This window comes from Halomonas sp. AOP13-D3-9 (assembly GCF_052379125.1).
GTDB lineage: Bacteria > Pseudomonadota > Gammaproteobacteria > Pseudomonadales > Halomonadaceae > Vreelandella.
Window position 1 is genome coordinate 13960 of sequence record NZ_JBQSYH010000009.1, and the last position, 19999, is coordinate 33958.

Consider the following 19999-nt stretch of genomic DNA (forward strand, 5'->3'; position numbering starts at 1 on the left):
AAGCTAAGAAAACACAAAGTGTGGGGAGGGCCTGCTACTCATACTGGTAGAGCAATAAAGGGCTTCGTTTTATCGGATACACTGAGAAAATTCACTAGCATGCCAAAATTTTTTACTTGAGCTAACCAAAATCCTACCCACTAGCTATAAATGATGTTGAGAACTTCAATTTCTGCAGTTTAAATTTTTTTATTCTCAATAAATCAATTAAAATCATTTGCTTAGAGATGAGTTGTGCCATCAAAAGCAAAATTTTCACTTCTTGGTTTACCAGCCACTGTGCATCCAGAAAGGAACACTATTCCCATAATAGCTAATGCTAACTTGATCATTTGTTATTTACTTTTCTTATATGAATATATTTTTCTGATCAATTTTAATAAATATCTTTGAATCAATAACATAGAATTTTGTTGTGCCCGTGGTTATCACTGCTCTTTTTTTTGTGTGGTGCCTTTGGTGTTTTTAAGGTGGGTTATTTTTTATTTTTATTTAAAATCAATGGTATAAAAGTGCATCACATGCGTATTTGTTAGTGTGGTCACCACCGGTGCCACTGGCCATACATTGGCGCGGGCCGCACTCGACGCGGGCGCAAAGCGCGTTGATATTTGGGCGGCCGCGCGGACACCGTTAGGCAAGGCTTGATAGAATAGCCTTTTTGCCGATTCAACAGCCTATTTGCCAACCCAGGAGTGGCCGATGTCACACCCGTTTAGCTCTCTTTCGCCTGATTTGGTGATGTCTGCAGTGGAGTCGCTGGATATTTGGCCTGCCGGCGAGCCTTTTGCGCTGAACAGTTATGAAAACCGTGTGCTGTTGTTTCGCGATGGCGACGGCAAAAATTGGATCGTCAAGTTTTACCGGCCTGACCGCTGGTCCGATGAGGCGATCCAGGAAGAGCACGACTTTTTACAGGAGCTGGCTGAGCAACAGGTGCCCGTCGTTGCCCCTTGGCGTGATAAGGCGGGTACGTCGTTACACTATTTTAAAGCCTTTCGGTTTACGCTGTTTCCCCACTGCCCCGGCCAGGCGCCGGAGTTGGATAACCCTTCGCACCTGTTTGCCATGGGGGAGTTGCTGGGGCGGTTACACGAAGTGGCGGCTAAAAAAACCTTTCAGCACCGCCCGCGATTAGAGATGGCTAGCGGTATTCTTGATGCTCAGCAGCGCGTGCTGGGCAGTGATTGGATGAATCGTCATCAGCGCCGGGCCTATGATGGTGTGATAGAGAAGGTGTATCAGCAGCTTATTAAACATGACGTGCCTGCTAGCAGTATGATTCGATGCCATGGCGACTGCCATTTGGGCAATGTGCTGGGGCGTGACGAGCACTTTACGCTGGTCGATTTTGACGACTGCACCATGGCCCCTGCCATGCAGGATATCTGGATGCTACTGCCCACCGATGACCCTCAGGGGTGGCGATCCTACTTGAGTGAAATTACCGAAGGGTATGAAGAGACGCGCCCATTTCCTACCGAGCAGATGTCGCTTATTGAGCCGCTTAGAAGTTATCGGCTGATCAGGCACTCAGCGTGGCTGGTATCACGCTGGGACGATCCTGCTTTTCCACGAGCGTTTCCGTGGCTGGCGGACAGCGGCTATTGGGATCAGCATATCCGCCAATTAGAGCAGCAGTGCCTTCAGTTAGGCAATCCGCGCTGGTTGGCATAGCTGCCCTTGATATACCAACAGCATCCAATAAATTACCTACTCAACTTCCGGGTCAGCATCTTCACGCGGTATGGGATTTGCGACCCCTTCGCCATTGGCCTGCTGGCGCTGCTGATTAAGCGCTTCAGAAGGGTTGTCCAGCTCTTCAATCTCAACGGGTTGGTTCAGCGTGAGAAGGAAGGGCTGGCCTGGGGAGAGGGTGCACGCGGCATCCTCGCAGGCAATGCCGTATTGACCATCTTCGCCATAGGCGCTGGCACTAAATTCACCGGTGAAGATATTGCTGTCAGCGTCGTGTGTTTCAATGCACGTTGCTTCTTGGGTGGTCACGCGAATACGCTCATCGACCCGTTGCGCACTGCCTACAATGACACAGTATTCGGGTAAAGAGTGCGAGGCGCTGGCGGCTTGAGTAGGGTGCAGCAAAATATCGTTCAGGCGCGCTTGGTTTGACTCAAACGCAAGCTCTTCAACAACTTCGACGCCGACGGTTGCTTCATTGGGCAGAGAAAGCGTGGCTTCAGAAGCTATGGCCACTAGCGGCGTAGCAAAAAAGGGGGCCACGAGGGCGGTTAACCAAAAAGGCGTTGGCTTAAATGACATGGCGAGCTCTCAATGTGGGCGCCTGCAATAAAGGCAGTAAAATAAAAACGCTTAATTATATCACAGGCCCCTAGGCTGCAAAGTTAACGACGCGGCGCTCTGCCGCAGGTAAACGGGCCACAGGCAGCCGAGATGCGGTAAAATACATGCTTTGCTTAATACTCGTTGTGCGGACTCTAGTGAAGGTATATCTTTTGTACAATGTTTGCAGAGGAAGCGTTGTTTAACGTCGCTTCTACAATGGTCTTACTTTTCAAGCGCAAGGGGATAGACCTTGGCAACCGCCTGGACGCGATTGCGCATAGCTTTTGAGATAGTTTTTAAGATGGTTTTTGATCTAGTTTTTGATGAGGCTAAATATGTCCGATGATATCGCTGAGCACTACCGCCAGATAATCTCAGCACTTGGCGAAGACCCTGAACGCGAAGGGCTACGAGATACGCCGAAGCGTGCGGCCAAGGCCATGCAGTTTCTCAATGCGGGCTACACTCAGTCATTGGACGACATTATTAATGGTGCGGTGTTTGAGTCGCAAACGGATGAAATGGTGCTGGTAAAAGACATTGAGCTCTACTCAATGTGTGAGCATCATCTGCTGCCGTTTATCGGCAAATGCCATATTGCCTATTTGCCCAACGGTAAAGTGTTAGGACTGTCTAAATTTGCGCGGATTGTCGATATGTTTGCCCGCCGTATGCAGATTCAGGAGAACCTCACCCGCGAGATCGCCGAGGCCGTGCAGGACGTTACCCAGGCCAAAGGCGTTGCCGTCGTCATTGAGGCGCGACACCTTTGCATGATGATGCGTGGCGTAGAGAAGCAAAACTCCAGCATGACATCATCGGTAATGCTAGGCGGGTTTCGCAGCAATCAAGCGACTCGGCAAGAGTTTTTAATGCTTATTAGCTAAATTTGCCGGTAGTCTGTGGCCACTAGAACACGCTGGAAATTTGGTTTGAAGGGGTGTTTCGTCTTAGCATGAAGACGTTAATGAGCCTAGAAGGCCATCATTTTGGTCAGGAGCCTGTCATGGAAGCGCTTAAAGAAACACAGCTATATTGCCCCTTTGCCTATATTGACGGCAGTTGGGTCGCGGCTGATAGCGGTGAGCAGATTACCGTATTAAACCCGGCCACCGGTGAATCGATTGGCGACATTCCTCGCCTGGGTAAAGCCGAGACCGAGCGGGCCATTGATGCGGCGGATGCTGCACTACCGGCTTGGCGAGCGATGACTGCCCAAGAACGCGCTGATTTGCTGTTGAAGTGGCACGATTTGATGCTGGAGCACCAGCAGGATCTGGCCATGCTGATGACCTATGAGCAGGGCAAGCCACTTAAGGAAGCCGCCGGTGAAATCGCTTACGCGGCCAGCTTTTTACGCTGGTTTGCCGAAGAAGCGCGGCGCGTTTACGGCGAAACGATTCCCGCAGCAAAAGCTAATCAACGTATCGTCGTTACCAAACAGCCGGTGGGGGTTGTCGGCGCGATAACGCCGTGGAATTTTCCTGCTGCGATGATTACCCGCAAAGCCGGGGCGGCATTGGCGGCTGGCTGCACAATAGTCGTTAAGCCGGCTAGCCAGACGCCGTTTTCTGCTACGGCCCTGGCACTGTTGGCAGAGCGTGCAGGCATCCCGCGTGGGGTTTTTAACGTAGTGCCGGGTAGCGCTAGCGATATCGCCCAGGCGATGACGCAGTCGCCCAAAGTGCGCAAAATCACCTTCACCGGTTCGACCGAAGTGGGTCGCAAGCTGATGGCCCAGGCAGCGGAACATATCCAGAAAATATCGTTAGAGCTGGGCGGTAATGCGCCCTTTATCGTGTTTGAGGATGCCGATTTAGACGCTGCCGTGGAGGGTGCTATGGCCGCCAAGTTCCGCAACGCCGGGCAAACCTGTGTCTGCACTAATCGCTTCCTCGTCCAGTCCAGCGTGATTAATGCCTTTTGTGAAAAATTAGCGGTCGCCATGAATAGCGAGTTGCATGTGGGGGATGGCACCAAACCCAACATTAATATCGGCCCGTTAATTGATGATAACGCGGTAAAAAAAGTCAGCGAGCATGTGCAGGACGCCATCGATAATGGTGCTGAGCTGCTGCTGGGCGGCCACCCGCATCCGCTGGGCGGCAATTTCTTTACCCCGACGCTGATCAGTTTTGCCACAGACAAAATGAAAGTGGCCCACGAAGAGACCTTCGGGCCACTGGCCGCTGTCTTCCCGTTTGACGATGAAGAGACCGCGATTGAGATGGCCAATGACACCCAGTATGGCTTGGCGTCCTATTTTTACTCCCGTGATCTTGCCCGCGTATGGCGCGTAGCCGAGGCGCTGGAGTACGGTATGGTGGGCATTAATACTGGTGCCATTTCCAACGCTGCCGCGCCTTTCGGCGGGGTAAAAGCCTCGGGTCTAGGCCGCGAGGGTGGTCATCAGGGCTTGGAAGAGTACTTGGAAACCAAGTATCTGTGTATTGACCTTGGCTAAGCGTTATAGCATCGCTTATTGCAAAGAAGCGTGAAAAAAGAGCGTGAAAAAGCCCCGCCGGCACAGTGCCGGTGGGGCTTTGGCGTTTTTGCAGGTGTTAAAAAAAGCCTTTAGTGGCGGAAGTGGCGCATACCGGTAAATACCATGGCAATGCCGGCTTCGTTGGCTGCATCGATGACTTCCTGGTCGCGCATGGAGCCGCCGGGCTGAATAACGGCGGTAATGCCTGCCGCCGCCGCGGCGTCGATGCCATCACGGAAGGGGAAGAAGGCGTCAGAGGCCATTACCGAGCCGGGCACCGAAAGCCCTTCATCAGCGGCTTTAATACCGGCGATCTTGGCCGAGTAAACGCGGCTCATTTGCCCGGCGCCCACGCCCACGGTTTGGCCCTCTTTGGCGTACACAATGGCGTTAGATTTAACAAATTTGGCTACCCGCCAGGCAAAGGCCAGATCACGCAGCTCCTGCTCGCTGGGCGCGCGCTGGCTAACCACGGTCAGTTCGTCGCGGGATACCATGCCGTCGTCGCGCTGTTGTACCAGCAAGCCGCCGTTGACGCGCTTAAAGTCCAGCGCTGGCTGTTGTTCACCGGGCCAGTGAGCGCTGACGTCCAACAAGCGTACGTTTTGCTTGTTCGCCACAATGGCGGCGGCTTCGTCGCTGACGCCGGGGGCTATAATCACCTCGACAAACTGGCGGTCGATAATCGCCTGGGCGGTTTCCGCATCCAGCGGCGTATTGAAGGCGATAATGCCGCCAAACGCGCTGGTAGGGTCTGTGGCAAACGCTTTGTCATAGGCCGCAAGCGCGGTGGCGCCAATAGCGACGCCGCAGGGGTTGGCGTGCTTAACGATAACGCAGGCCGTCTCGTTAAAGGCCTTGACGCACTCAAAGGCGGCGTCGGTATCGGCGACATTGTTATACGACAGCGGTTTGCCCTGGAGCATTTTTGCAGTCGCAACGCTGGGTTCACTCGCCTGAGGGTCTACGTAGAAGGCTGCTTGCTGATGGGGGTTTTCGCCGTAACGCATATCCTGTTTTTTAGCTAGCTGCAGGTTAAAGGTGCGTGGGAAAGCTTCATCGGCAGTCGATACTTTGCGGCCTAGGTAGCCAGCAATGGCGCCATCGTAGCCAGCGGTGTGCTCAAAGGCTTTTACTGCTAAATCAAAACGCGTGGCGCGACTGACCTGACCATCTTGAGCGGCCAGCTCGCCAAGCACTCGCGGGTAGTCGCTACTATTGACCACAATGGTGGTGTAGGCATGGTTTTTGGCGCAGGCGCGAACCATAGTGGGGCCGCCGATATCGATATTCTCGATGGCATCTTCTAGCGTGCAGTCGGGCTTGGCGACGGTGGCCGCAAATGGGTAAAGATTGACCACCACCATATCGATCGGGGTGATGTCGTTCTCGGCCATTACCGCATCATCCTGGCCGCGGCGGGCCAAAATGCCGCCATGAATTTTCGGGTGCAGCGTTTTAACCCGGCCATCCATAATTTCGGGGAAGCCAGTGTGCTCAGAGACTTCTTTCACTGGGATGGCATTTTCTTGCAGCAAGCGGAAAGTACCACCGGTGGAGAGCAGTTCAATACCCTGCTCAGTGAGGCCGCGGGCGAATTCCACAATGCCGGTTTTATCCGAAACGCTCAGCAGGGCGCGGCGGACGGGGGTAGCGTTGCGGTCAGTCAGGGGAGGATTATCAGCCATAACAGGGGTATCAACCATTAGAGTGCTCGTGTGCAGAGTCGAGAATTAAAAACAACAACGCCCCTGGGTTTATGGGGCGTCACCTTCGATAAGTCCGTATAGCTTGAGTTTTTTGCGCAGCGTGCCTCGGTTCAGCCCCAGTACGTCTGCGGCCCGGGTCTGGTTGCCATCGGTGTGCTCCAGGACGCAGGCAAGCAAAGGCGCCTCTACTTCAGCCATCACCATGGCATAAAGGTCACTAGCCTGGCTGCCGTCCAAATGCTCAAAGTAGCGGCGCATGGCCGTCTCCACAGCCTCACGGAGTGGCTGTGGCGGTGCGTTAGCCGCAGGATCCGCGAGCGTGCCTGCTAAATGCGCGTTGCTTTCGTAAAAAGCATCGCTGGAATAGGCGTCGCTGGAGTAGCTGTCACTAGATAGAAGATCGCGTTCGGTCATGCAGCATAGCTTCCTTTGGCTAGCAAACGCGTGGCGGCGCCGGGGGCCATCGCGTCGTTGATCCAATCAAATTGCGTTTCAGGTGACGCTAACGCATTGAACTGCTGCTTAAGTGCGCGCTGTTGTGGCGGCGTAAAGCGTTGGTCATCGCTGAGGTACCAGCCGACATGTTTGCGGGCAATACGCACGCCCATGGTGGTGCCATAAAACTCATGCAACGCTTCGACGTGGCCGTGAAGCACCTCATGGCGCTCCGTAAGGCTGGGTAGCGCCATCCGCTCTCCATATTGGAGGTAGTGGCTGATCTGTTGAAAGATCCACGGGTTGCCCTGGGCACCACGGCCGACCATTACGGCATCAGCGCCGGTATAAGCGAGAACCTCGGCGGCTTTTTCGGGACTTGTTATGTCGCCATTCGCAATCACTGGTATCGATAAGTGAGCCTTGATCTCAGCAATCGTGTCGTACTCTGCCTGTCCAGTATAGCGTTGTTGGCGATGTCGGCCATGTACAGCGAGCGATTGAATACCGGCTGACTCGGCGAGCCGGGCAATACGCAGGGCATTGTTTGATTCGGCGCACCAGCCCGTGCGTATTTTTAGCGTCACGGGTATATCAACCGCTGCCACCACCGCTTCAAGAATCTCGGCCACCAGGGCTTCATCGCGAAGTAACGCTGATCCGGCTGCTTTGTTGCATACTTTTTTGGCCGGGCAGCCCATGTTGATATCAATAATCTGTGCACCCAGCTCGGCATTCAAGCGCGCCGCTTGGGCGAGCATGTCCGCGTCGCCACCGGCGATTTGCACCACCCTCGGGTCGGGCTCACCTTGGTGGTCCATGCGCAGCTGAGATTTACGAGTATGCCATAAGCTAGGGTCTGAAGTGACCATTTCGCCTACTACCCAGCCAGCCCCAAGCCGCCGACATAGCTGGCGAAAAGGCCGGTCGGTGACGCCGGCCATTGGCGCAAGCATTACCCGATTAGGTAATGCAAAGGCCCCAATGGTGGGTAATGTATCGATTGAGGTCATGGCGTCAGGCTTAGTTGGTTATGAGCTGTGAGTACTGGTGTACGAGTACGGTCTGGCGCGAGTAGGCGTTTCAAGGGGGCATATGATACGCCCACTCGGTGATGGGGTGAAGGCCAATTACCGCTTTAACGCGGACGCATGCCGCTAACTCTTACCCAGCCTTCTCGCACCACCGGCTCATCCATAGCGATACCTTGCGCTGCATAGGCGTCGTAAACATCATCGGCCTGGTTGGCCAAAATCCCCGACAGCGCAATGCGTCCGCCTGGCGCCACGTGCCCGGCAATCATGGGCGCGAGTTCAATCAGCGGGCCCGCTAAGATATTGGCGGTCACAATAGGGTAGTCGCCACTATCGCTTAACTGCTCAGGGTAGTAGAGGGTTAAAGCCGACTCGGCGATAGCGTTCCGCTCAGCATTGTCTCGGCTGGCCTGCAGCGCCTGGGGGTCTATATCGGTGGCGTCTGCGTGACTAGCGCCCAGTTTAAGTGCTGCAATAGCGAGAATGCCGGAGCCGCAGCCTACATCCAGGACAGGTTGCTGGGCTAAATGGCCAGCCACCGCCAGTTCATCCAGCCACTCCAGGCAAAGCGCTGTGGTGGGATGGGTACCGGTGCCAAAGGCAAGGCCAGGGTCGAGAATCAGGTTAACGGCGTCGGCCTCGGGTGGTTCGTGCCAGCTGGGCACGATCCATAGCCGCTGGCCCATGCGCAAGGGGGTGAAGTCATCCATCCACTCCCTCTCCCAATCCCGATCAGCGAGCAGCTCATACTCGATGGTGGGGCAGGGCTCACCGGGCATCTGCTCTGACCAGGCGGCCTCAATGCGCTCCAGCATGCTCTCGACGCCCTCCAGGTCATCGTAGAGGCCAGTGAGGATGGTATCCTCCCACAGCGGTGTTGTGCCCCGCTCGGGCTCAAATACCGGATCGTCGTGGGCGTCCTGAAGGCCAATGGCCGTCGCACCTTCGTCAAGCAGCAGTTCTTCGAGGAACTCTGCCTGTTCGGGAGCGACGTGGGCTTTGAGTTGAAGCCAGGGCATGGAGAGTCTCCGCGGGGCGAATGAAAGGCAAAAACAGTAAAGGCAAATACAGTAAAGACAAAAACGGGGTGGACATGGCCACCCCGCTGGGCATCAAGCATAGCGCTGGAAGACGTTAACTGCTGAGTTTCTTTTCCAGGTAGTGAATGTTGACGCCGCCTTGACGGAAATAGCTGTCGCGAACCAAATCCTTTTGCAGATCGATATTAGTTTTAATACCTTCCACCAGCAGCTCGTCGAGGGCATTGCGCATCCGCGTCAGGGCTATTTCACGATCGGCGCCCCAGGTGATCAGTTTGCCAATCAGGGAGTCATAGTGCGGCGGCACGGTGTAGCCTGTGTAGAGGTGAGAGTCCATACGAACCCCCAAGCCACCCGGTGCGTGGAACAGCGTTACCTTGCCGGGTGAAGGCATAAAGGTACGCGAGTCTTCGGCATTGATCCGGCACTCAAAGGCGTGGCCATTGAGCTGCACATCTTCCTGACGAATCGAAAGCGGCAGGCCTGAGGCAATGCGCAGTTGCTCTTTGACGATATCCACGCCTGTGACCATTTCGGTAACCGGGTGTTCTACCTGAACGCGGGTGTTCATCTCAATGAAAAAATACTCGCCGTCTTCGTACAAGAACTCAAAGGTGCCGGCCCCACGATAATTAATCTTAATGCATGCTTGGCGGCATGCTTCAAGCACCTGAGCGCGGGCTTCCGGGTCAAGGCCTGGCGCGGGGGCTTCTTCAAGTACTTTTTGGTGACGGCGTTGCAGCGAGCAGTCGCGGTCATAAAGATGAATCGCGTTGCCCTGACCATCGGCAAGTACCTGAACTTCGACATGGCGCGGTTTTTCAAGGAATTTTTCCATGTAAACTGTGCCATCACCAAAGGCGGCGTGGGCTTCAGTGCGCGTCACCGTAATAGCCGAAAGCAGGTGGCCTTCGGTGTGTACCACGCGCATGCCGCGACCACCGCCGCCAGAGGCGGCTTTAATGATTACCGGATAACCAATGCGGCGTGCCGTGGCGAGATTAGTCGCGTCATCGTCACCCAAGGGGCCGTCTGAGCCGGGCACCGTGGGAACGCCGGCTTCCTTCATTGACTGGATGGCGCTGACTTTGTCGCCCATCAGGCGAATCGTTTCTGCGCGCGGGCCAATGAAGGTGAAGCCCGAGCGTTCAACCTGTTCGGCAAAATTGGCATTTTCAGACAAAAAACCGTAGCCAGGATGAATAGCGGTTGAGTCAGTAACTTCAGCGGCGCTGATCAGGGCCGGAATATTTAAATAAGATTGCGCTGACGAAGCCGGGCCAATACACACGGCTTCATCCGCCAGGCGAACGTGCATGAGTTCACGATCAGCTTTGGAGTGTACCGCTACGGTTTTGATGCCCAGTTCTTTACAGGCCCGTAGGATACGAAGGGCAATCTCGCCGCGGTTGGCGATAAGTACCTTGTCCAGCATGGGAGAGTCCACCCGTGTTGAAAATGAAAGATTAAGCGATAACGATCATGGGTTGATCGAATTCCACTGGTTCGCCATCTTCCACTAGGATGGCTTCAACCACACCGTCGTGGTCAGCTTCAATCTGGTTCATCATTTTCATGGCTTCAATGATGCATATGGTATCGCCCTGCTTGACGCTATCGCCAACTTCCACAAAGGATTTGGCGCCAGGCGCCGGGCTGCGGTAGAAGGTGCCAACCATGGGCGAATTGACTGCTTCACCACGGTAGCTAACGCCCTGAGGCTCAGCTTCAGCAGCCGGTGCTGCCGCCGGAGCGCCCGCTGCAGGCGCTGGCGCATAGCCAGGCTGCTGCGCATATTGCGGCATCTGCTGTGGCTGCCACGAGGCGCCATTAGGGTGGCGGCTGATACGTACTGACTCTTCGCCTTCCTGAATTTCAATCTCGCTAATATTGGATTCTTCGAGCAGCTCAATCAGTTTCTTAACTTTGCGGATATCCATGGCATAGCCCCATCAATGTCATAACAGAAGATTATGAAAAATAGTCACAGAGCTAACCCCAGCCAGCAGGCGAGGGTGCTGTGCGGCACTTATGTAAGCGCAGTAAACCAAATGTAAAAATGAAGAGAACGCTGCATTTTAGCGAACGTTACCCCGTTCTCACCGTTAAAAAGCAAGTTTTTAGCTAATATGGCAGCGGAGTTTGCCGAAAAAGTGCCAGGATGTCCAGCAACAGCCTAAGTCAACGTCTATATCTGCTTGTCGCTAAGAATTAAACGACTGTTTGACGATGTTCGCTGCAAAAAGCCGTTTTAGAGCTTCAACGTGCTGCTATGACAGGGATTGAAATCAACGGTTCACTAGCCATTGGCTGACTGTTTCGAGATGCTCGTGCAGTTGGTCGGCAGTCACTTCACCTTGGATGCGTGCAGGGCGGATCTCTTCACCCTGGCTAAAAAACAGCAGGCTGGGAGGGCCGAAAAGATTGAATTGGTCAAGCAACTCACGACTCTGGACGTTAGTGTGGGTGACATCGGCGGCGATCAAGGTGTAATTGCTTAGCGCTGCGGCAACCTGTGGGTCGGGATAAACATCCCGCTCCAGCAACTTGCAGGAAATGCACCAGTCGGCGGTAAAGTGAACAAACACAGGCTGATTAGCGCCTTCAGCTTGGGCAATTGCCGCTTCAAGCTCAGTTAAGCTGCTTACCTCAGTAAAGTCGAGTGTTGCTGCTTGCTGCTCGCCGGAAAGGCTGGACGTTGCCGCGAGAGGGCGCAGGGGGTTACTGCCACCTTGAGCGGCACCAATTACCAGCACTATCCCCCAGACCAACAGCATTAGCCCCAGCGTTTGGCGTGCCCGCGGCCACCCCTGTGGTTGATTGAAATTTAACGCCCCCAAGGCGAGCGCTGTGCCAATCGCCAGCGCTGCCCATAGCAAAAGCGCAATGGGCGCGGCCACTAAACGCTCGATCATCCAAATCGCGACGCCCAACAACAAAAGTCCAAAGGCAATTTTTACCCCATTCATCCAGGCGCCCGAGCGGGGCAGCAGCGTGGTGCCAAAGGTGCCGACTAACAGTAGCGGTACGCCCATACCCATGCCCAACGCAAACAGCACCGCGCCGCCCATCGCCGCATCACCGGTCGACGAGATAAACACCAGCGCGCCCGCTAAGGGTGCTGTTACACAGGGTGACACCACCAGCACCGAGAGGGCGCCAGCCAAGGCCAAGCCCGCCGGGCCACTGCGCTGTGCCCGGGTCTGCCAAGCGTCAATACGGTTGGCTAAGCGGGGCGACAGGTTAAGGTTAAAGGCCCCGAACATGGCCAGGGCAAAGAGCGTGAACAGCACGGCAAAGGTGATTAATACCGGGGCTGACTGTAGCCGCGCTTGAAGATTAAGCCCGGCGCCAAACAGCCCCATTAACACCCCAGCCAGGGCGTAGGTCAGCGCCATGCCGAGTACATAGCTAAACGAGAGGGCAAAGGCGCGAGGGCGGGTAGGGTTTTGACCCACCACGATCGATGACAAAATCGGAATCATCGGCAGCACGCAGGGGGTAAAGGTAAGCCCCAGGCCAGCAATAAAAAACAGCCCCAGCGCTAGCGGCAAGCTGGCATCGCTGATCAAAGCACTGAAGCGGCTGTCTTCGCTTTGGGGGGCGGCGAAGTCGCCCGGGTTTGTGGTGTTAGGTGCCGAGGAATCAGCCACTTGATTGGATGCGGTAGGGTCTTCCCAGCCGGAAAACTGGCTGGGTGGTTCTGTTTCGCTGGCCTGCAGTTGCATGCGTTCAGGTGGATAGCATAAGCCCGCATCTGCACAGCCTTGAAACGTTAGCTCTACCTTTAAGGGGCCTGAGTAGGGGGCATCCAGAGGGACTTTAAACACTAGCGAATCGCGAAATACATACACATCGCCCATAAATTCATCGTTGGTAAAGATGCCTTGGGGGATGATGGGTTCGCCGAGGCTGACACCCTCTGTTTGGCTGACTACTGCAAACTGGTGACGATAGAGATAGTACTCGTCGGCGATATCCATGCCGATATAGAGCGTATCGCCATCATGCCAAGCAGTCGGTTGAAAGGCTTCCATCACCGGCAAAAAATCGTCTTGGTTACTTGACGATGAAAACCATTGAGCGTGTGCACTTAGCGGCAACAAGCCGAGAAAAAAAACCAATAACGACAATAGGCTCAGGCGTTTAACAGATAACACGGTGCGTCCTTAATCAATGGCAGCGCAATGAAAGGCGAATAGCATACCGCAACCTTGAGCCCCTGGCGTATACGCTGCGGTGACGTGACGCGGTTCCTAACAGTGCCTTAATCCTGTGCTCATAAAAAGACCGCCCTAAGGCGGCCTCTTGTCTCATTGGCGACGGAGAGATACATCGCAGCGCGATGGCTATGCTTTTTGATAGGCAGCCACGGACTTTTCAATTGCCTTGCGAGCAGCGTCAGCGCCTTCCCAAGACTCTACTTTTACCCATTTGCCTTTTTCGAGATCTTTGTAGTTCTCGAAGAAGTGCGCAATCTGTTGGCGCAGTAACTCGGGCAGGTCGGTAGCTTCATGGACATCGTCGTAGAGCGAGCTGAGCTTGGCATGGGGTACGCAGATCAACTTGGCGTCTTCACCGGCCTCGTCGGTCATGTTGAGAATGCCGACCGGGCGTGCGCGAATAATGCTGCCAGGTTGAACCGGGTGCGGAGTTACCACCAAGGCGTCCAGAGCATCGCCATCATCGGCCAGAGTGTGCGGGATAAAGCCATAGTTGGCGGGGTAGAACATCGGGGTGGCCATAAAGCGGTCAACGAGGAGAGCGCCCATGTCCTTATCGATTTCGTATTTAATGGGGTCGTGGTTAGCTGGAATTTCGATCACCACGTAAACGTCGTTGGGGAGATCCTTTCCAGCGGGGATATTATCGAAGTTCATCGTTGATTCCTTGGTAGTGCTGTGGCTAAAGTCGTGCGGTGATTAGGCAATCGTTTCAAAGTCGTTTATGGCGAAGAATTATACGAACATGGCTGCCCGATTACCAATGCGACATAGGTTGGCCGTAAGCGATACCCATGCCTCCTTAAAAACAGGCGAATACGATAGAGACGTTTGGTGGGCATCGTTTCTGCTCTGCTGCGTGTATCATAGGCAGCGTTTATTGACAGTATTGGTTGACAGTGATGTCCCTCGATCGAGTCGGCAGCCTAGGAGGATGACTTGTCGCACGCCCAATTGCTCATCAGTTATGGTCAAGCGTTTGTCGCGCCCGATAGGCGCCTGCACCGCAGTTCAATGTCGGTTCGCTTTCCTGAAGCGCCGCTGCTTCGCGCCAAAGGCGGCTGCGCGGTGATTAGCGACTCCATTTCACGCAATACCATGGCCAAGCAGGCGGGGGATATCAGTGTACGCGGCTTCCTGGCCGACTATTTTTCTACCCCCGACCACTGGGATGTTAAAACGTCGGCCACCCGCGTACTGCGCGCGCTCAACAGCTGGTGTTACAGCCAAAGCCAGCATGTTAAAGAAGGCAGTTTTGTCTCCTCTATGTCGGCGATGGTATTTCGTGGTCGCGAAGCCCACCTGTTTCATATGGGCGATACGCTGGTGTTTCGTTTACGCGGCGCGGAGTTTGAGCAATTAAGCCGCGACCATGTGACCGACTTGGGCGGCTATCGCTACCCTTCACGGGCGCTGGGTATGGACGGCAGTGTCGATATTGATTACACCCACGTTGCGCTTAAACAGGGCGATCTGTTCCTGTTTACCACCCAGGGCGTGCGCGGCACGCTGCTGCCTTCCGACTATGTGCGCCTGATTCGTCAGGACGCTAGTGATCTGGATGCAGCTTGCGAGCGCTTAGCCGATGAGGCCAAACAGCGCGCCCAGGAGCGCGGCTATGGTGGGGATCAGTTCTGTTTCCAGCTGGTACGTATAGACGAACTACCCGATGAGGTCACCGAACACCCAGGGCAGCTATACGGCGACCTGCCGATTCCCCCTGAGCTGGCACCGGGTGAGCGTTTAGACGGCCTGGAGATTCTCGCCGTGCTATCGCGAACGGCCCAGTCGCGGGTTTATCGGGTCCGTGATGTGCATAGCGAACGGGAAATGGTCATGAAAGCGCCTAGCCCTGAGCTTTCGCTGCGCAATGCTTATCTTGAGCACTTTCTGCTCCAACAGTGGGTAGTGGAGCGCGTCAATTCGCCCTTTGTAGTGAAGGTGATGGAGCCATCTCGGCCGCGCCGCTACCTGTATTATTTGATGCAACATATAGAAGGCGAGACGCTGCGGCAATGGGCGGAGCGCCATCCTCAAGCCAGCCTGACCCAGCGCCTGGATATTGCCAATCAGCTGGGTAAAGCGGTGCAGGCGCTGCATCATCGGGAAATCATTCATCAGCAGATCAATCCCGATAATATTTTGATCGATCCCCACGGCAAACTCGTGCTCACCGATTTTAGTGCCTGCCATATGCGCGATGGGGAAGGGCACCGCCACTCAGGTGAGTTGCTCAGGCAGATTGGCTTTAACGAACACACCGCACCTGAGTACGCCCTGGGCGACAGCATCGGCCGCCGCAGTGATCAGTACTCGCTAGCTTCCACTACTTACTGGCTATTGACCGGCGCTTTGCCCTATACGCTAACGCCCAACCGCTTGCGCAGCCATACCGACCTCGAGGATTTGACCTATCGCAGCGCGCGTACCACTAACCCAGAAATCACGCCAGAACTAGACGATGCGCTTCGCCGTGCCTTGGACCCTCAAAGGGCGCTGCGGTTTAGGCGCATGTCCGAGTTTTTGCATGCGTTGAGGGTGCCGCTTGGGCGGTTACCCCATCGGGAAGAGAACCGCCAGGAGCCGCGGCGTTTTTGGCAGGGCGTGGCGGGCATTCTGTTACTGCTGCTAGTGCTTTCCTGGTTGTTGCGCTAAGCCCAAGAGCAGCGAACTGGACATAAAACGGGGCGATGAATCACTTCATCGCCCCGTTTTTATTGCTGCTATCTTAATCGCTCTACGTTAGCTGCTTACAGCGTAAAAATAGGCAGCTTGCGCTCTGCTTTGGCCAGTTTCAGCTTAGCCACTTTAGGCAGGCCGTTTTCAAACGGCGGAAAGTCCTCGCCCTGAATCAGCGGTGAGAGATAGTCACGGCAGGTCTGGGTAATGGCAAAGCCGTTTTCGCTGATAAAGTCCCGGGGCATGAACTTCTCTTGGTTAGCCACCTGGGAGAGCGGGGCGGAGATCACATCCCACTGGTAGGGCGCCTGGGAGATACGGCGAATAGCGGGCATCATGGCGTTTTTACCCGCCAGCGCCAAGGTGACCGCTTCGCGGCCCACCGCATAGGCTTGTTCAACGTCGGTTTTAGACGCCAAGTGACGCGCCGCACGCTGGAGGTAATCAGCCACCGCCCAGTGATACTTGTAGCCCAAATCCTGCTTGATCATACCGGCAAGCGTCGGGGCTACGCCGCCAAGCTGACGGTGGCCGAAGGCATCGGTATTACCCGCATCGGCCAGGAAGGTGCCATCTTCATAGCGAGCGCCTTCAGAAACCACAATAACGCAGTAGCCGTACTGCTTAACGCTCTCTTCAACCCGCGCCATGGCCGCTTTACGGTTAAACGGAATTTCCGGGAAGATAATCATATGTGGCGGCTCGCCTTCGGCTTCGCCTGCTAAACCACCGGCGGCGGCGATCCAGCCCGCGTGGCGGCCCATGACTTCAAGTACAAATACCTTGGTGGACGTTGCACACATGGAGGCGATATCCAGCGAGGCTTCCAGGGTCGAGGTGGCAATATACTTTGCCACGCTGCCAAAGCCTGGGCTGTTATCGGTAATCGGCAGGTCGTTATCCACGGTTTTAGGCACGTGGATAGCGGTTAGCGGATAGCCCAGCTTCTCGGAAAGCTGCGAGACCTTTAAGCAGGTGTCGGCGCTGTCACCGCCACCGTTGTAAAAGAAGTAGCGAATATCGTGGGCCTTGAAGACCTCGATCAAGCGCTCGTACTGGGTGCGATGGGTATCAATATCTTTCAGCTTATAGCGGCAGGAGCCGAAAGCGCCGCCCGGCGTATGACGAAGAGCGGCAATCGCTTCATCGCTCTCCTGGGTAACGTCGATCAGGTCTTCCGTTAAGGCACCGATAATACCGTTATGACCGGCGTAAACCTTGCCAATCTGATCGGGTGCTTGACGGCAGGCTTCGATAACGCCGCAGGCGCTGGCGTTGATTACGGCGGTGACACCACCGGATTGGGCGTAAAAGGCATTATGCTGGGCCATGGAAACGTCTCATCTCCTGAAAACGGTTGGGTAAATCGGCAACAATATTCCCACTGCTAGGTATGCGCTGCTTACAAACGGCTGTGGGATTACAAAATGGCGCTACTGCAATGTTGCAAAGTTTAGCGTAAAGCCCTGTTGACTGCATTAGCCGCAGCGGTCTGTTAGTCCCCGCCGTCCATCTCCTGTTCACGCTGGGCGAGCTGCCAGCCACCCAGGTCTTTATAGCGATTGACCATGGCGCAAAATAACTCTGCAGTGCGCTCGGTATCGTAGCGAGCGGAGTGGGCAGCCTTGTTGTCAAACTCAATGCCCGCGGCACGGCAGGCACGGGCAAGCACCGTTTGTCCATAGATCAGGCCTGCAAGGGTGGCGGTGTCAAAGCTTGAGAACGGGTGAAAAGGATTGCGCTTAATGCCGCAGCGATTGACCGCTGCGTTCAAGAAACCCTGATCGAATGCCGCATTATGGCCGACTAAAATGGCCCGTGTGCAGTCGTGGGCCTTGATTGATTTTCGGATTGGGCGGAAAATTTCCCCCAGCGCTTCAGACTCGCTCAGCGCTACCTGGCGGCGTAGCGGATCGTCTAGGTTAATACCGGTAAAATCGAGCGCGGACTGCTCCACGTTCGCCCCTTCAAAGGGCTGAATGTGGTAAGCATAGGTGGCATCAGGAAGCAGGTTGCCCTCCGGATCCATGGTCAGCGTGACGGCGGCTATCTCAAGTACGGCGTCGCCTTGGGCATTAAATCCCCCGGTTTCTAAATCAACGACCACGGGCAGGTAACTGCGAAAACGTTGGGCCATTAATTCGCGGGCAATTGCCTCGCTCATGCAGCTCTCCTTATCTTCAAGCGAGTAATAGTTAAAGCGAGTAATCAGTCAACATCAGCGGCAGACCACCGCTTTGAGTGGTGTGATTCTAGCAGCTTTAGCCCCCAGGCGTCGTTGACGGTATTCGCTGGGCATTGAGAACGCTATACTCAAGGTCTGTTTCAAAGGGCTATCTCAAAGGTCTATCTCAAAGGTCTAGCCCCGAGAGCGATCGCATTCGTCGAGCGCTAATGACAGATGTGGTTTTTTACTCATGAATTTCTTATCGTCAACGAGGAGCAAAGAATGTCCGATGTCAAAAAGGTTGTGCTGGCGTATTCAGGCGGCCTGGACACATCCGTAATCGTTAAGTGGTTGCAAGAGACCTACAACTGCGAGGTAGTGACTTTTACTGCCGACATCGGTCAGGGCGAAGAAGTCGAACCGGCGCGAACGAAAGCGCAAGCGCTTGGCGTAAAAGAGATTTATATTGAAGATCTGCGCGAAGAGTTCGTGCGTGACTACGTCTATCCGATGTTCCGCGCCAACACTATCTATGAAGGCGAATACCTGCTGGGCACCTCTATCGCTCGGCCGCTAATTGCCAAGCGCTTGATCGAAATTGCCAATGAAACCGGTGCCGACGCTATTTCCCATGGTGCGACGGGTAAAGGCAACGACCAGGTACGCTTTGAGCTCGGTGGCTATGCGCTTAAGCCTGGCGTCAAAGTGATCGCCCCTTGGCGTGAATGGGATCTAACCTCCCGCGAAAAGCTGATGGCTTACTGCGAAGAGCACAAAATCCCCGTCGATTTTGCCAATAAAAAGAAAAAGTCGCCCTACTCAATGGATGCCAACCTGCTGCATATCTCCTACGAGGGCGGCATCTTGGAAGATCCGTGGGCCGAAGCGGAAGACGATATGTGGCGCTGGAGCGTTTCTCCTGAAGCCGCACCTGATACCCCGACTTACGTTGAGCTGACGTATGAAAAGGGCGATATCGTGGCCATCGACGGCGAGCCCTTGAAAGCGCATGAAGTGCTTGAAAAACTCAACAAACTAGGTGGCGACAACGGTATCGGTCGGCTGGATATTGTTGAAAACCGCTACGTGGGCATGAAATCCCGCGGTTGTTACGAAACGCCAGGGGGCACCATTATGTTGCGTGCCCACCGTGCCATTGAGTCGCTAACCCTAGACCGCGAAGAAGCCCACCTGAAAGATCAACTGATGCCTAAATACGCGGAAGTGATCTACAACGGTTATTGGTGGAGCCCCGAGCGTCGCATGCTGCAGGCAGCCATTGACGAGACCCAAAAGAATGTATCGGGCGTCGTGCGTATGAAGCTCTATAAAGGCAACGCTATCGTGGTGGGGCGTAAGTCTGATGAGTCGCTATTTGATGAATCAATCGCTACCTTCGAAGATGATGCGGGCGCTTACGACCAGAAAGATGCAGAAGGCTTTATCAAGCTGAACGCGCTGCGGTTGCGTATTGCTGCAGGTAAGGGGCGCAAGCAGAGCTAAGTAAGCGCTGATAAAAGCAGCTTATATCTTGCAGGGCGGCCATCTCCTTTTCCGCCCTGCAAGCAAAGGAGCCATTATGCTTAAGAAATTATTTTCCGGTCTCTTCGGTAGTGATCGTCAGGCTGAGTCAGGTGCTACCACCAAAGCTGCTGAGCCGGTGGAATACAAAGGTTACGAGATTGTCTCTCAGCCAGACAATCAGAGCGGTCAGTACCGCGTCAGTGGCTGGATTCGCAAGGCCGTCGCTAGTGGTGAAACCCTGGAACACCGCTTTGAACGTTCCGATATGCTGCCAGGGCGAGATGCCTGCGATACCATGATGGTTACCAAAGCGCAGCGCTATATCGATGAAGTCGGCGAAGCGATGTTTGAGCCCGACCCTCGCCGGGCAGGCGATAGCGAGTAGTCATGCCGCCAAAC

General features: G+C 54.7%; 17 protein-coding genes. 6 read left to right on the forward strand and 11 right to left on the reverse strand.

What is annotated here, in order from left to right; translation table 11 throughout:
- Nucleotides 1-702 precede the first annotated feature (702 nt).
- A complete protein-coding gene (locus tag ACT3UM_RS11200) occupies nucleotides 703-1677 on the forward strand; it encodes a serine/threonine protein kinase (protein ID WP_498898798.1) in 975 nt (324 codons plus the stop codon).
- A gap of 36 nt (nucleotides 1678-1713) precedes the next feature.
- Here the strand turns inward: ACT3UM_RS11200 and ACT3UM_RS11205 are convergent, their stop codons facing one another.
- Nucleotides 1714-2280, reverse strand: a complete 567-nt coding sequence (locus tag ACT3UM_RS11205; RefSeq protein WP_035578996.1) for a TraB/TrbI/VirB10 family type IV secretion system protein — start codon at nucleotides 2278-2280, stop codon at nucleotides 1714-1716.
- A gap of 359 nt (nucleotides 2281-2639) precedes the next feature.
- Here ACT3UM_RS11205 and folE point away from each other — a divergent pair, with 359 nt between their 5' ends.
- Both folE and ACT3UM_RS11215 read left to right on the forward strand, forming a co-directional pair.
- A complete protein-coding gene (gene folE, locus ACT3UM_RS11210; protein ID WP_035578999.1) occupies nucleotides 2640-3191 on the forward strand; it encodes a GTP cyclohydrolase I FolE in 552 nt (183 codons plus the stop codon).
- Nucleotides 3192-3310: 119 nt separating this feature from the next.
- Nucleotides 3311-4768 (forward strand): NAD-dependent succinate-semialdehyde dehydrogenase, encoded by a 1458-nt coding sequence (locus ACT3UM_RS11215; RefSeq protein WP_035579000.1) that lies wholly within the window; start codon nucleotides 3311-3313, stop codon nucleotides 4766-4768.
- A 110-nt stretch (nucleotides 4769-4878) separates the two neighbouring features.
- Here the strand turns inward: ACT3UM_RS11215 and purH are convergent, their stop codons facing one another.
- The 8 genes from purH to ppa all read right to left on the reverse strand — a co-directional run bounded on the left by purH (nucleotide 4879) and on the right by ppa (nucleotide 13887).
- Nucleotides 4879-6495: a bifunctional phosphoribosylaminoimidazolecarboxamide formyltransferase/IMP cyclohydrolase gene (gene purH / locus ACT3UM_RS11220; RefSeq protein ID WP_498898800.1), complete on the reverse strand. Its 1617-nt coding sequence runs from the start codon at nucleotides 6493-6495 to the stop codon at nucleotides 4879-4881.
- Between the two features lie 51 nt (nucleotides 6496-6546).
- On the reverse strand, nucleotides 6547-6912 hold the full coding sequence (gene fis / locus ACT3UM_RS11225) for a DNA-binding transcriptional regulator Fis (RefSeq protein WP_498898802.1): 366 nt from the start codon (nucleotides 6910-6912) through the stop codon (nucleotides 6547-6549).
- Nucleotides 6909-7946, reverse strand: coding sequence for a tRNA dihydrouridine synthase DusB (gene dusB, locus ACT3UM_RS11230; protein WP_498898803.1), 1038 nt, complete (start codon nucleotides 7944-7946; stop codon nucleotides 6909-6911). Before dusB ends, fis begins: the two co-directional genes overlap by 4 nt.
- Nucleotides 7947-8071: 125 nt before the next feature.
- Nucleotides 8072-8986: a 50S ribosomal protein L11 methyltransferase gene (gene prmA / locus ACT3UM_RS11235; RefSeq protein WP_498898805.1), complete on the reverse strand. Its 915-nt coding sequence runs from the start codon at nucleotides 8984-8986 to the stop codon at nucleotides 8072-8074.
- 115 nt (nucleotides 8987-9101) lie between these two features.
- A complete protein-coding gene (gene accC / locus ACT3UM_RS11240; protein ID WP_176303547.1) occupies nucleotides 9102-10442 on the reverse strand; it encodes an acetyl-CoA carboxylase biotin carboxylase subunit in 1341 nt (446 codons plus the stop codon).
- A gap of 31 nt (nucleotides 10443-10473) precedes the next feature.
- Complete coding sequence (gene accB / locus ACT3UM_RS11245; protein ID WP_498898807.1) at nucleotides 10474-10947, reverse strand: acetyl-CoA carboxylase biotin carboxyl carrier protein; 474 nt, start codon at nucleotides 10945-10947, stop codon at nucleotides 10474-10476.
- A 348-nt stretch (nucleotides 10948-11295) separates the two neighbouring features.
- Nucleotides 11296-13167: a protein-disulfide reductase DsbD gene (dsbD, locus tag ACT3UM_RS11250; protein WP_498898809.1), complete on the reverse strand. Its 1872-nt coding sequence runs from the start codon at nucleotides 13165-13167 to the stop codon at nucleotides 11296-11298.
- Nucleotides 13168-13356: 189 nt separating this feature from the next.
- The gene (ppa, locus tag ACT3UM_RS11255; protein WP_498898811.1) at nucleotides 13357-13887 is read right to left on the reverse strand and encodes an inorganic diphosphatase; all 531 of its coding nucleotides are present in this window, start codon (nucleotides 13885-13887) and stop codon (nucleotides 13357-13359) included.
- A 282-nt stretch (nucleotides 13888-14169) separates the two neighbouring features.
- On the opposite strand from ppa, the gene ACT3UM_RS11260 reads away from it, so the two are divergent.
- Nucleotides 14170-15885: a bifunctional protein-serine/threonine kinase/phosphatase gene (locus ACT3UM_RS11260; RefSeq protein WP_498898813.1), complete on the forward strand. Its 1716-nt coding sequence runs from the start codon at nucleotides 14170-14172 to the stop codon at nucleotides 15883-15885.
- 95 nt (nucleotides 15886-15980) lie between these two features.
- On the opposite strand, the gene ACT3UM_RS11265 is transcribed toward ACT3UM_RS11260, so the two are convergent.
- Together ACT3UM_RS11265 and rnt are read right to left on the reverse strand one after the other, a co-directional pair.
- Nucleotides 15981-17240, reverse strand: coding sequence for a 6-phosphofructokinase (locus ACT3UM_RS11265; protein WP_498898815.1), 1260 nt, complete (start codon nucleotides 17238-17240; stop codon nucleotides 15981-15983).
- A gap of 164 nt (nucleotides 17241-17404) precedes the next feature.
- Nucleotides 17405-18073 (reverse strand): ribonuclease T, encoded by a 669-nt coding sequence (gene rnt, locus ACT3UM_RS11270; RefSeq protein WP_064232995.1) that lies wholly within the window; start codon nucleotides 18071-18073, stop codon nucleotides 17405-17407.
- A gap of 285 nt (nucleotides 18074-18358) precedes the next feature.
- On the opposite strand from rnt, the gene ACT3UM_RS11275 reads away from it, so the two are divergent.
- Entirely contained in the window at nucleotides 18359-19579 is a 1221-nt protein-coding gene (locus ACT3UM_RS11275) for an argininosuccinate synthase (RefSeq protein ID WP_498898818.1), read from the forward strand.
- A gap of 76 nt (nucleotides 19580-19655) precedes the next feature.
- Nucleotides 19656-19985, forward strand: coding sequence for an HlyU family transcriptional regulator (locus ACT3UM_RS11280; RefSeq protein WP_498898820.1), 330 nt, complete (start codon nucleotides 19656-19658; stop codon nucleotides 19983-19985).
- Nucleotides 19986-19999 lie beyond the last annotated feature (14 nt).

What these genes read in the sequence shown, in the direction of transcription:
- purH (WP_498898800.1), bottom strand. Translation starts at nt 6,495, where the DNA reads ATGGTTGATACCCCTGTTATGGCTGATAATCCTCCCCTGACTGACCGC.
- accC (WP_176303547.1), bottom strand. Translation starts at nt 10,442, where the DNA reads ATGCTGGACAAGGTACTTATCGCCAACCGCGGCGAGATTGCCCTTCGT.
- ACT3UM_RS11275 (WP_498898818.1), top strand. Translation starts at nt 18,359, where the DNA reads ATGTCCGATGTCAAAAAGGTTGTGCTGGCGTATTCAGGCGGCCTGGAC.
- ACT3UM_RS11200 (WP_498898798.1), top strand. Translation starts at nt 703, where the DNA reads ATGTCACACCCGTTTAGCTCTCTTTCGCCTGATTTGGTGATGTCTGCA.
- fis (WP_498898802.1), bottom strand. Translation starts at nt 6,912, where the DNA reads ATGACCGAACGCGATCTTCTATCTAGTGACAGCTACTCCAGCGACGCC.
- ppa (WP_498898811.1), bottom strand. Translation starts at nt 13,887, where the DNA reads ATGAACTTCGATAATATCCCCGCTGGAAAGGATCTCCCCAACGACGTT.
- dusB (WP_498898803.1), bottom strand. Translation starts at nt 7,946, where the DNA reads ATGACCTCAATCGATACATTACCCACCATTGGGGCCTTTGCATTACCT.
- ACT3UM_RS11280 (WP_498898820.1), top strand. Translation starts at nt 19,656, where the DNA reads ATGCTTAAGAAATTATTTTCCGGTCTCTTCGGTAGTGATCGTCAGGCT.
- prmA (WP_498898805.1), bottom strand. Translation starts at nt 8,986, where the DNA reads ATGCCCTGGCTTCAACTCAAAGCCCACGTCGCTCCCGAACAGGCAGAG.
- accB (WP_498898807.1), bottom strand. Translation starts at nt 10,947, where the DNA reads ATGGATATCCGCAAAGTTAAGAAACTGATTGAGCTGCTCGAAGAATCC.
- ACT3UM_RS11215 (WP_035579000.1), top strand. Translation starts at nt 3,311, where the DNA reads ATGGAAGCGCTTAAAGAAACACAGCTATATTGCCCCTTTGCCTATATT.
- ACT3UM_RS11205 (WP_035578996.1), bottom strand. Translation starts at nt 2,280, where the DNA reads ATGTCATTTAAGCCAACGCCTTTTTGGTTAACCGCCCTCGTGGCCCCC.
- rnt (WP_064232995.1), bottom strand. Translation starts at nt 18,073, where the DNA reads ATGAGCGAGGCAATTGCCCGCGAATTAATGGCCCAACGTTTTCGCAGT.
- folE (WP_035578999.1), top strand. Translation starts at nt 2,640, where the DNA reads ATGTCCGATGATATCGCTGAGCACTACCGCCAGATAATCTCAGCACTT.
- ACT3UM_RS11265 (WP_498898815.1), bottom strand. Translation starts at nt 17,240, where the DNA reads ATGGCCCAGCATAATGCCTTTTACGCCCAATCCGGTGGTGTCACCGCC.